The organism is Dyadobacter sp. HNCC25DJ185 (assembly GCF_056895195.1).
In genome coordinates, this window is the sequence record NZ_JBXHAR010000001.1 from 341,780 (window position 1) to 354,717 (window position 12,938).

General features: G+C 48.5%; 7 protein-coding genes. 6 read left to right on the plus strand and 1 reads right to left on the minus strand.

The genetic code is table 11. The annotated features are described in order from the left end of the window. Positions 1–46 precede the first annotated feature (46 nt). Positions 47–1,453 carry a sulfatase family protein gene (locus AC1XUF_RS01365; RefSeq protein WP_483339791.1) on the plus strand — a complete coding sequence of 469 codons (1,407 nt, stop codon included), beginning with the start codon at positions 47–49 and terminating at the stop codon, positions 1,451–1,453. Next, positions 1,450–3,024, plus strand: coding sequence for an arylsulfatase (locus tag AC1XUF_RS01370; protein ID WP_483339792.1), 1,575 nt, complete (start codon positions 1,450–1,452; stop codon positions 3,022–3,024). Before AC1XUF_RS01365 ends, AC1XUF_RS01370 begins: the two co-directional genes overlap by 4 nt. A 35-nt stretch (positions 3,025–3,059) precedes the next feature. Here the strand turns inward: AC1XUF_RS01370 and AC1XUF_RS01375 are convergent, their stop codons facing one another. After that, entirely contained in the window at positions 3,060–3,917 is an 858-nt protein-coding gene (locus tag AC1XUF_RS01375) for an alpha/beta hydrolase (protein WP_483339793.1), read from the minus strand. 300 nt (positions 3,918–4,217) lie between these two features. Here AC1XUF_RS01375 and AC1XUF_RS01380 point away from each other — a divergent pair, with 300 nt between their 5' ends. From AC1XUF_RS01380 to AC1XUF_RS01395, 4 genes are all read left to right on the plus strand, one after another. Beyond that, positions 4,218–4,943 carry a thioredoxin domain-containing protein gene (locus tag AC1XUF_RS01380; protein WP_483339794.1) on the plus strand — a complete coding sequence of 242 codons (726 nt, stop codon included), beginning with the start codon at positions 4,218–4,220 and terminating at the stop codon, positions 4,941–4,943. A gap of 10 nt (positions 4,944–4,953) precedes the next feature. Beyond that, on the plus strand, positions 4,954–7,257 hold the full coding sequence (locus tag AC1XUF_RS01385; protein WP_483339796.1) for an arylsulfatase: 2,304 nt from the start codon (positions 4,954–4,956) through the stop codon (positions 7,255–7,257). 909 nt (positions 7,258–8,166) lie between these two features. Further along, positions 8,167–11,226, plus strand: coding sequence for a SusC/RagA family TonB-linked outer membrane protein (locus tag AC1XUF_RS01390; RefSeq protein ID WP_483339798.1), 3,060 nt, complete (start codon positions 8,167–8,169; stop codon positions 11,224–11,226). 27 nt (positions 11,227–11,253) lie between these two features. Continuing rightward, entirely contained in the window at positions 11,254–12,819 is a 1,566-nt protein-coding gene (locus tag AC1XUF_RS01395; RefSeq protein WP_483339800.1) for a RagB/SusD family nutrient uptake outer membrane protein, read from the plus strand. The last annotated feature ends 119 nt before the right edge of the window (positions 12,820–12,938 follow it).

Below are 12,938 nucleotides of genomic sequence, written 5' to 3' on the forward strand. Positions count from 1 at the left end.
TAAACGTTATTTGTCTATCGATTTAGTAGATTAATATTCCATCTTGATGGTTTTTGAAAGTGTATTTTTCCGGGTCAAAGCCTGGGCAATCCCTGCCCTCGCTTATGTCTTACTGGCTATCCATTTTTGCCACGCACAGCCGGGCAAAGGCAAGCCCAATATTGTGATCATCATGGCCGATGACCTGGACAGCAGGCAGTTGAGCTGCTATGGTGGTCAGAACCTAAAAACAACCCACATCGACCTCATCGCCTCCAAAGGTCTGAAATTCAATCACATTTATGTCTCGGAGGCCATGTGCGTGCCCACGCGGGCTTCACTTTTTACCGGCTTGTACCCGGTCCGTCACGGATCGTTCCAGAACCATAAACCGGTTTACGATAACCTGCAAAGTGTAGGGCATTACCTGGCAGATCTGGGATACCAGGTCGGACTGACAGGGAAAGATCATGTGACGAAACCAAAGCATGTTTTCCCGTTCGATCTCATCGACGGCTTTGAGCCGGACTGCGTGTCGCCGACAGACGATTACCGCCTGGATGACGTCCGGAAATACATTACTGCCGGCGAAAAGCCATATTGCCTGTTCGTGATGAGCATTAACCCGCATACGCCATGGACAACCGGGGATACAACGGAATTTGATGCGGCCAAACTGAGGTTGCCTGCCGACTGGGTGGATACCCCGGTTACCAGAAGGCAGTACGTCAGGTATCTCGCGGAGGTCAGGCGATTGGATCATCAGGTCGGTGAAATCACGGGTCTGCTGCGAGAAACGGGGCAGGAACAAAATACAGTCGTTATTTTTCTGGGCGAGCAGGGCGCACAATTCCCCGGCGCCAAGTGGAATTTGTGGGACTCGGGCCAGAAAAGCTCCATGCTGGTGAAATGGCCCGGCAAGGTGACCGCTTCAACCGAAACCAATGCCATCGTTCAGTACGAGGATATCACGCCAACCCTGATCGACATTGCGGGTGGAAAGCCGGTTGCCGGCCTGGACGGGAAAAGTTTCCTCCCAGTATTGACAGGTAAAAGCAAGACGGCCCGAACCTATGCTTACGGAATCCATAACAACATTCCCGAGGGCAATGCCTATCCGATCCGCAGCATCCGCGACAACCGTTACAAGCTGATCCTGAATTTAATTCCTGACGTCCCTTATTATAACCGGTTTATGATGAACAGAGAACGTTCCATGGATCGCAATATGGTCTGGTTTTCGTGGCTCGAAAAGGCGGAAGCCGATTCAAATTCCAGAAGACTAACAAACCGGTTTGTAAACCGTCCGCCGGTGGAATTTTACGATACGCAGAAAGATCCTTTTGAACTCAATAACCTGGCTGCCGACCCGGCCTACAGGCAACTGATCGGGAAATTCAGGGCTGAACTGACGGCCTGGATGAAAGAGCAGGGTGACGAGGGGGCCTCCATCGACAAAGCTTACACGAAATGAGAAGGTTACTTTTTTACGCATTGCTGTTTCTATCGCTTACCCGCGGGGCCGAAGCGCAGATCCGGAAGGAAAAACCAAATATCATCATCATCCTGGCCGATGATATGGGTTTTTCGGACCTCGGCAGTTTTGGCTCCGAAATCAGCACGCCCAACCTCGACCGGCTTGCCAAAGAGGGGTTAAGGCTGACGTCGTTCTATAACAGCGGCCGCTGCTGCCCGTCCAGGGCGGCGCTGCTCACGGGGTTGTACCCTCATCAGGCGGGGATCGGGGATATGGTACAGGATAAGGGTTCGCCGGCCTATCAGGGATTTTTGAGTGAAAACAGTGTGACGATTGCGCAGCTTTTGAAAACAAAAGGATACCATACCATTGTTTCCGGAAAATGGCACGTGGGGCTTGTGCCCCCTGCATTTGCCCATCGCCGTGGTTTCGACAAATCCTTTACCATGCAAAATAACGGCAGCAGTTATTTTAACTCTGAGCCGATTTACAATGATGGCCGCAAAGTCACTTTCCTGCTGAACGGGAAGGAAGTCCAAAGGCAGGATACCTCGAAATACCTTACCCAGGCCATCACGGATTTTGCAATCCAATCGCTCAACGAACTGAAAGCAAGTCCCGACCCTTTCTTTTTGTACCTCACTTACACCGCGCCGCACTGGCCTATCCAGGCATTACCCGAAGATATCGCCCGGTATAAAGGAAAATACAGGAAGGGCTGGGAGGCTGTCAGAAAAGCGCGTTTTGAAAGGCAAAAAGCACTCGGTTTGATCCGGAACAATTGGAAGCTGCCCGAACCTTATGCTTCCAAAACCCCCTGGGGATCGCTTTCGGATGCCGAGAAGGACAACTGGGATTTGCGAATGGCAATTTATGCAGCCATGATCGACAGAATGGATCGCGGCATCGGCGAAATACTTGCTAAGCTGAAAGCATTGAAAAAGGATAAAAACACCATTATTTTCTTTGTTTCCGACAATGGCGGCAGCGCCGATACGGCGAAAGACTGGGCGGATGTAATCCAGAAGAATGGGCAGCCGGGCTCCGTAGCTTCTATAGACAGCTACTATCCCGAATGGGGCAATGTGAGTAATACACCGTTCAGTCTTTTCAAAAAGAACACGCATGAAGGCGGTATTGCTTCGCCGTTTATCGCCTGGTATCCCAAAATGATCCGCGGAGGGTCGGTGAGTAACCAGACCAGCCATTTAATAGACCTCTTGCCAACTTGCCTGGATCTCGCGGGGGCAGCATATCCAAAGGAATTCGATGGTAAAAAATTGATCCTCAATGAAGGAAAGAGCCTTTTGGGGACATTTAAAAATACAGCGGAATCTTCGGAAAGAACCTTATTCTGGGAACACGAGGGCAGTCGGGCCGTTCGCAAAGGGTCGTGGAAATTGGTTGCGGAAATTCACAAGCCATGGGAGTTATACAACCTGGAAACCGACCGGACCGAAACCCTGAACCTTGCGAAACAATATCCCGATCGTGTCCGCGAATTGGAAAAGGAATTTCTGCTCTGGGCTGAAAAGGTCGGGGTGGTAGATTGGGATCAGATCAAATGAAAACTGACCGGTTTCGCGGAATGAATGGCGACGACTCAGATCGTCGGCTTACCCTGGATATAACCCAATGATTCCAGGAAAATATCGGCTTGCCGCAGTGTTTGGGTAAAGCTTTCTCCCTTGTTGAAGAAACCGTGAGCCTGGTCCGGATACAGATACAATTCGCAGCGGTTGCCGGCTTCGGTCATTTTAGTTTGATAGGCTTCCGCGGTTTGTACGGACACCAGCTTGTCTTTCGTGCCAAAGAACACGACGGCTGGCGCAGCACCTTTCACAATGTTATGGTAAGGCGAAATTTCCGGATAACGCTCCCTGATCCTGTCGTAACCATATTCGCCGGGACCATTGTTAAAGACAGGGTTAAACAACACCAGCGCATTGGGCCGGGAGCTGATGCGCTGGTCTTCCGAAGGTTCGTCGAGCCTGGTAAGATCAGCAGCCGCGGCAACATGTCCCCCTGCGGAACCGCCGGCTGCGGCTATGCGGTTTGGGTCGATGTTTAATTCGGAACTATGCTGGCGAACATAGCGGATGGCGGACTTACCGTCGGCAACAGATTCAAATGGGGTTGTGTGGTGGCGGGATGCAACGCGGTAGTCGGCCAGGACCGCAACCATTCCTCTGGAGGCAAGGTACAAAGCTTGCTTTTTAAACTGCGCGATGCTGCCATTGATCCAGCCGCCTCCGAAAAAGAACACAATGGCCGGGTATTTTTTGGCGGTATCAAAGCTTGCGGGTTTGAAAATGCTCAGCTGCAGATTGATGGTGTCAACCGTTTTGTAAGTTCTGATCACTGGAATGGTATCAGGCTGAGCGCTTGCCAGATGCGCAATGTACAAAAGCATGGTTGCCAGCAGTGTCTTTCTCAGGGGATAGAGCAGATGAATGTTCATGTGGTAGGGAAATGATGTCCTTGCATTTATTTTAACAAATATGATAAAATGCGCCGCGGTTTTGGCAATTTGAAAACTATTAATGTAATTTGCCCATAGATTTAATAGAGTATATCCTTTTCAGCTAACCACCGGCCGGGATATATGGGTTGCAAATGTTGCAGGACGGTCCTGCAACCTGATTTTACTTCAAAATGGTGGTTCAATTTCTATTTCCTTACAGCCTTTGGAATACTGCGGTCCCGCAGGAGCTATCCCATTTCTTGTACAGAATCCAAATTCAATATTTATAAAACGACTATGAAAAATCTTCGACTACTTGGCATGATGCTGCTTGTACTGGCTTTCAAAACCCCGGTTTTTGCGCAGCAGGAAAAGAAAAGAGACCTGCTATCATTTGAGGCCTTCGAGGCCAAGCTGAAAGCCGCTGGTAAGGATGCCCAGATCCTGGATGCCCGCTTGCCGGAAGAATACGCCCAGAACCACCTCGAAGGAGCCATCAGTTTCAGTGTTGCCGACAAATCGGATTTCGAAAAGCAAAGCGGGAAATTAAACAAAGAGAAACCTGTCTTTATTTATTCGATCGGGAATGGACGAAGCGGCGTCCTGGCTGCCGACCTGCGGAATGCTGGCTTTAAAGATGTTACCGAAATTCCCGGTGGCCTGAGCAAGTGGATAGGATTGGGCCGGCCAGTTATTTCTACAACCGGGAAAGGGCTCTCACTGGACGAATACCAGGCGTCGCTGAAAAGCGATAAGCTGGTCCTGGTTGATTTTGGTTCGCGCTACTGCCCAAGCTGCAAACGGCTCGCGCCAACCGTCGATTCGATTAAAACAGAACAGGCTGCCCATGTAAAGGTGATCAAAATCGAGGCTTATGAAAATAAAGGCCTTGTGAAAGAACTGGGTGTGGTCGGTCTCCCTACTCTGATCCTCTACCGCAACAATCAGGTGGTGTGGGAGAGAAAAGGTGTTGCTTCCAAGGCTGAGATCGAAAAAGCACTGAAAGAACAAACTGTTTTTTAAAGTGAATTTCATGCGATCAGTACATTACAAGAAGCTGGCTGCGGCAACATTCCTTAGCGCAGCGCTTACGGCAGGCCAGGTAAATGCCCAGCACGATCCGGTGCAGCCATTTAAAGGCAAAATCGGGAAGACGATTGAAGAAACCCAGCAATGGTGGCAGGAGCCTGTGAAAGCACCGAAGGGCGCGCCCAATGTCGTCTGGATATTGCTGGACGATGTCGGTTTTGGTGCCACGTCTGCATTTGGAGGATTGATCGACACGCCTCATTTCGAGAAGCTCGCCCGTAACGGTTTGCGTTATACCAATTTCCACACCACGGGGATCTGCAGTCCGACCAGGGCTGCATTGCTTACTGGCCGTAACGCGCACAGTGTCGCGATGGGGCACCATGCTGAGCTGGGGATCGGTACGCCGGGCTACAACGGGAACATTCCTTTCGAAGCCGGAACGGTGGCCGAGATATTTAAGGAAAACGGCTACAACACATTTGCATTGGGCAAGTGGCACGGAAACCAGCCGCGTGACCTGACTATTGCAGGTCCGTATAACCGCTATCCGACCGGTCGGGGCTTCGAACATTTTTACGGATTTCTGGGCGGCGCGACAGACCAGTGGCATCCGCAACTGGTAGAGGAAACTTCGCCGATCGATATCGAACCCAATACGCGGCATTTGAATGAGCTCATGGCCGACAAAGCCATTTCTTACATCGCCAACCAGAAATCAGCCGATCCTGAAAAGCCTTTTTTCGTCTATTTCGCAACCGGCGCAGCCCACGCGCCGCACCACGTAGCTAAACAATGGAGCGATCCATACAAAGGCAAGTTCGACGGAGGGTGGGATAAATACCGCGAGGAGGTGTTCAAAAGGCAATTAGCTGCCGGACTGGTTCCGAAAGGGACGCAGTTGCCGCCGCGCCAGACAGGTATCAAACCCTGGGAGTCGCTTTCGGCAGACGAAAAGAAAATATACGCACGCTTCATGGAGGTGTATGCGGGTTTTCTGACTTATACCGATTATGAGATTGGTAGAGTAACGAAGTATTTAGAAGAAATTGGCCAGCTCGATAACACGTTGATTTTCCTGATCGTGGGGGACAACGGAGGTAGTAAAGAAGGTACTTACACGGGCACCGTGGGTACAGCCGAAAAAGCAGCAGGGGACAATATCAGTTTCCTTTTGTCGCAATATGATAAGATCGGCACCGAATACAGTTACCCGAATTACCCGCTCGGCTGGTCGCAGGCTACGAATACTCCCTTCCGTTACTGGAAAAGCGATGTGAATGCGGAAGGCGCATCGCATACCACGCTGATCGTACATTACCCAAAAGGTATCAAGGAAAAAGGCGGATTGCGTCCCCAGTATGCACACGTGATCGATATCCTGCCCACCACGATCGAATTGGCTGGATTGAAGGTGCCGGAAGTGATCAACGGTTATCCGCAACGGCCATTTCATGGTACTTCGCTCACGTATTCCCTGGACGATGCCAAAGCGCCGACGCGGCATACCCAGCAATATTATGAGTTGCATGGCGGGCGCTCTATTTATAAAGATGGCTGGAAAGCCAGCGTTTATCACCCAAGAAATACATTTGGCGAGAATACGACGGACATTAATTTCATCGCCGATTTCAGCAGGGACAAGTGGGAGTTGTACAACCTGAATGAAGATTACAACGAAATCAACGACCTGGCGGCGAAGTATCCCGACAAGCTGGAAACACTCAAAAAGCTGTTTGACGAAGAAGCCCAAAAGTATGACGTGTACCCTCTGAAAAATTTCCGCGCAGGATTGGCGCCACCGCCGATTAGTCCCAAATCGGTGATCTACGGAGGTGCGAGCATCAAAACCAGGGTTTACATTGGAAAAGGCCCTGTTCAAATTACCGCGACCGTCGATGTGAAAGACAGGAACACGGAAGGCGTAATCTTCGCAAATGGCGGTTTGATCGGCGGGACAAGCCTTTTTGTGAAGGATAACAAGTTGCAATACCTGCTTAATGATGGTTTGAAAGAGATTTTGTTGATTTCTGCCAAAAGCCTTTCGGCCGGAAGGAACGTGATCAAAGTGGAGTTTGCCGATGATAAAAAAGTAACGCTTTATGTCAACAACGAGAAAGCCGGCGAGCAGTTCATCGAAAGTAAAACCAAGTTTCTCAATTCGGCTTCGAGTGACGGGTTTAGCGTGGGGAAAGATTTGAATTCGCCAGTCACGAAGTCGTATGGAGGGACGTTTGCGTTTACCGGCGCAGTCAAAACAGTGGTCATTGAGCAGTCGGAAGGGGACAAGAGCGCGACAGGGAAGTGAAAGCGCGCCCAACCCGCAAGATGGTGGGTCTACTCAGGCAAATACAACACAAAGTCCCCTTGAAGGGATTTGGGTTCAGAGACACAACAACACTAGTCTTCTCATGCACCAGAAAGGGAAGATATGCTCAGGGATTCCTCAATTTTTATTATGGATTTTAGATTAACTAAGGTTTTTTATTGCGTTTGGGCTTATTTGTTGATTGCGCTGCCAGAAGTTAGGGCACAGAGCAATCGGGTCTGGGAGAGACACGCAATCGACCATTCTCTGAAACCCAGGGTTGCCAGCGGAAATCTTGGAATTATAGGGTTTTGGCTCTCATTCCCTTTAGACGTAAATGTATGCTTACTTCTGTAAATAATTTAACTTTTTGAAGATTCAGTTTTGGGGACAATACTTATTTGTTTGTCAGTCTGTGAATTATGCTCTGAACGATTTATAAAAAAATGAAAATTTCAAGAGATGCTTCCGGATTTTCTGGCTTTTGCTTGGATATATAAATTTAAAAACTTTACTTTGTCTATCAAACAAGTAGACTATATTTGTTTGTCTCAATGCTGCTAACCTGCTGAAACGTCAAAATCAAAATAAGACAATGAAAAATGCTTTACACGAGTCACAGCATCCCGCTGTATGCATGGTGGTTTCACGACGCTCTTCAAATGTTTTCTATTGTTGTTGTGGAAACTCATGAAGTGTGGTAAATCAATACCAGAAAAAGTTGCTTCCACACGACGGCCTATCAACAACGCCCCCCGACATCCCTAACTGTTTGTGATCTCCAAATTCTCGTGCACGTGAATTTGGCTGCGTATATCTGTGTCCGTTGCTCCCGGGTGAGTGCCGGAAAGTTGCGTGTATGATAAGAGAGTGCCCTCAATTTAATTTACCATTATTCATAGTTTAGAAATGATCAAGAAAAAGTTTTACCTGATCTGGTTATTAGGTGCGTTAATTTTCAGCGCCTCTGCGCTGAAAGCTCAGGACGTTATTAAAGGTATTGTCAAGGATGATACAGGACAGGGCCTCCCCGGCGCAACCATTGTTGAAAAAGGGACATCAAAATACGCCTTATCGGACTTAGAAGGCAAATTCAGCATTAGCGCTGCGAAAAAATTTCCTTTCACGCTGCAAATCAACGTGACTGGATTTCAGCAGCAGGAAATCGAAATTTACGAACTGACCGATGAAGCTGTTGAAGTAGTATTAAAAACCGCCAACCTGCTCAATGAAGTGGTTGTGATCGGGTACGGTGAACAGAAAAGAAAGGACATTACGGGTTCAATTTCTTCTGTTCCGCAAGAGATAAAATCGCAGCCGGTAGTTTCCGTGGAAAGGCTTTTGCAAGGTTCTATTGCCGGGGCAACAGTAACCCAGACGTCCGGACAGCCGGGTGGCGGTGTGAGTGTCCAGATACGGGGAAGCAATTCGATCACCGCAGGAAGTGACCCGCTGTATGTGATCGACGGGTTTCCGATTAACAACGATTACGGGCTAAATGACGCGGGCGTAACCAACGGTTCGAAGATCAACCCGTTGTCTTCGCTGAATACGGCAGACATTGAATCCATCGATGTATTGAAGGATGCATCGGCTACGGCTATTTACGGTTCGAGAGGGGCTAACGGTGTAGTAATTATCACCACCAAAGGCGGATCAAAAAAGAAGTCGTCCATTACATATGAAGCTTATTATGGCAAACAGGAGGTGATCAGGACATTGCCGTTGCTGAATGCGGGTGAATGGTGGCAGTTGCGTAAGGACGCCGCTTACAACTCGGGAAAGACGCCCAATTTGCCAAGTGTGACAGGATACAAGCTTGATACAACAGGAGCAGGGACCGACTGGCAGGCAGCAGCTTTCAGAAAGGCGACGCAGCAAAGTCACAGCATTTCGATTTTATCGGGCGGAGACAAAACCAGGCTTGGGATTTCCGGAAATTATCTGAAACAGGACGGCGTTCTGAAAAACACCGATTTTGAAAGGCTTTCAGCCAGATTCAACATAGACCATGATTACAGTTCCAAACTGAGATTCACATCGAGCATCACGGGCAGTCGTACAAAGGCCAATGTAGCACCGGCAAGCATCGTTTCTGCTTTGGTACTTACTCCCCCTGCATTACCCGTTTACCAGGACGATGGTACTTATGTAAAAAACAGCCCCTTCGAAACGGTTTATGCCAACCCGATCAATTCATTGTATAATCAGCTTAATGAAACCATTACCAACCGGTTTCTGGGGAATCTTTCAGCGGAATATACGATTATCGAAGGCTTGAAGGCGAAAGTGCTGGTGGGTACTGATATCGTGGATAACAAACAGAACAGGTATCTGCCCAAATCTACCTATGAAGGTTCGTCGTTGAACGGTCAGGCGCTCGTCGGCTCTCTTTTTACAACCAACTGGCTGAACGAAAATACCCTGAGCTATGATAAGGAGCTTAATGAAAAAAACAGGATCAATGCCGTCGTTGGTTTCACTGCGCAGCGATCACAATCCAAAGGTGCGGTTGCTGAAGCGGCTGGTTTTTCTTCTGACGCCCTTGGATACAACAACCTTGGAACAGGAATAACCAACAGGACACCATCTTCGTCGTCTTCCGAATTTTCATTGGCGTCTTACCTTGGTCGGGTAAACTACGTTTTCGATAATCGGTACCTGTTAACTTTTACGCTTCGCGCTGACGGGTCTTCGAAGTTTGGGGCGGGAAACAAATGGGGGTATTTCCCATCCGCAGCATTTGGCTGGAATATCGCCAATGAAAAGTTCTTCGAAAAGGTCAAGCACGTGAGTTTGCTCAAACTGAGACTGAGCGCAGGCTCGACTGGTAACCAGTCTATTCCGCCATATCAGTCTCTTGCACAGCTCACTTATTACCCTTACAACTTTTCAGGGAACACCGTTTCGGGTTATGCGCCTAGCACGGTGTCAAACAAAAATCTGGGATGGGAAAAGACATTTCAGGTGGATGCAGGCTTAGATGTGGGGTTGTATAAAGATCGTATCAATATCACGGCGGATTATTATTACAAAAAGACAACAGACATATTGCTGACCAGGACTGTTCCAGGTACCTCCGGTTTATCGGATATCTACAACGGACAAGGTTCTACGGTTTACCAGAACGTGGGCGCTGTTTCAAACCAGGGTTTTGAACTGGCGGTGAATTCTCAGAACCTTACAGGCGCTTTAAAATGGAATACCTTGTTTATTTTTGCCAGAAACACCAACAAGATCCTGGATCTGGGGCCTGGCGTAAGTCAATACATCCCATCCAGTTCCGCACCGTCTATCGCCAAAGTTGGACATCCACTGGGTTCCTTTATTGTCTACAAAACCGATGGCGTGATCCAGGAAGGGGAAACCCCGCTCACGCCGCAGGCGAATAAAGGACCTGGCGGACAACAATTTAAGGATCTGGACGGCGACGGCGTAATAACCCAGGCAGGTGACCGTGAGGTGATCGATAATCAGATCAAATTTACAGCCGGGATCACCAACACGTTGAGCTACAAGGGATTTGACCTTTCCGTATTTTTTCAGGCGTCGGTGGGAGGGAAATTATATAACGTCAATCGGGCCAGTCTGGAACTGGGAACAGGTTATACCAATGCATCCACGGAGCTCTTAAAGAGATACACGCCCACGAATACCAATACCGATGTCAAGGAAGCGTATCAGGATCCGGCCATTACAATTTCCGACAGGTTTATCGAGGATGCGACCTATTACAGGCTGAAAAACATTTCTTTCGGATATACCATTCCCAAGCAAATTCTTGCAAAAGCGAACATTCAAGCCCTCAGGATTTATATATCTGCTCAGAATGCAGCAACCTGGACCAATTACACTGGTTTTGACCCCGAGGTGAGTTCCAACGGACAAAGTTTGATTAATAAGGGTGTGGACGACAGCGTTTATCCAAACAACAAATCCTACCAGGTTGGCTTGTCCCTAACATTCTGATTTTTATCAATAACAACGAGCATTAAAATGAAAAAATACCAATTTATTTTGTTGGCCATGAGCGCTTTGTTTATGGCATCCTGCAAAGAATTTCTTACCGAGGAGCCCGAATCCATTATTTCGGAAGAGCAGTATTACAAAACAGAGTCCGATGCGGTCACAGCGATCAACGCCGTCTATTTCCACCTCAACACGGCACGGGTACAATCGCCCTACAACACCTTGTTCAACACAGGCATGAACATGGGCAGCGACGACGAGGATCCGGGTCCCGGCGCCACCAATCCTGACGTGAGGTCGCTTGCAGTGCAGTCTCATTCGTCAGCCAATCTGAGGGTCTACGAACTCTGGCAGCAGCATTACGCGGCAATACGTAAGGCCAATTTGGTTTTGGCAAAAGTGCCCGGTATCACTTTCAGTGTTCCGGCAACAAAAGACAGAATTTTGGGAGAAGCCAAATTTTTAAGGGCATTATATTACTTTAACCTGGTACGTTTATACGGTGACGTTCCTTTGGTTACGGAGTATCAGAATTACGTTACCGCAGGTGAATATGCCATTGCAAGAACGCCGTCAGCTGATGTTTATGCGCAGATAGAAAAGGATCTCACCGAAGCTGCTGCGGTATTGCCTGCTACATATAGTTCCCCAGAGGTGGGGAGGGCCACAGCCGGCGCGGCAAAGGCGCTGCTTGCCAAAGTGTATCTGATCAAGGCGTCGCTGCCTTTGAAACTGACTGAAAATTACCAGAAGTCGATCGCCAAAGTGGAGGAAGTATTGTCAGCGGCGGATGGCGGCACCGGTAACTATGGGTACGACCTGATTTCGGACTATTCCCGCGTATTCCTTCCAGCTTATAAAAATGGGGCCGAACATATTTTCTCGGCTCAGATGAAAGGCAACTCCTACAGCCAGGGAAACAGTGAAAACCCGCGTGCGATTTATACAGCCATTCCCGGGCTGACGGGCAATTACGCCCACATGGTTCGCTTTTACACGGAGGGTAACGATAAGTCTTTTAGCATTTACAAACTCTACAAGCCTACTGATAAGAGACGTGCGGTAACCTTTGTGAGAAGCTTTACAAGCCCCACCAATGGGAAAAAATACGGCCTGCCAATTGTTAACACGGCTGTTCCAAATGATTCTACGCCTTTCTGGAACAAGTGGTGGGACCCCAATAATACCGCGGTAACTTCAAACTCGGAAGCCAATGTTCCTATTATCCGTTACGCCGAAGTGCTGTTGATCCATGCCGAAGCCGAGAACGAAGTGAACGGTCCGACTGCCAAAGCTTACCGGTCGATCAACCGTGTGCGGACAAGAGCCGGATTGCCCAACCTTACACAGGGATTGACAAAAGACCAGTTCAGAGATTCATTATACTTTGAACGTCGATTGGAATTGTCTTATGAATATCAGCGGTGGTTCGACCTGATCCGTGAAAAGGATGCAAATGGTAACGGAATATTGGAATCCAGCCTGCGTAAGGTGGGCAAGAACAATGTTTCTGCCAAACATTATCTCTATCCGATCCCACAGACAGAGCTGGATAATAACGCGCTTTTGAAGCAAAACCCGCTTTGGCAATAAGAAGAATGTATTTTTCAGTCTGATGTATGTTGGAAATGTAAAATGCCCTCCGTTTTTTGAATGAATATGGGGGGCATTTTACCTTCCGGCAAAGGTCGGGCTACTATTAAATCCATCAG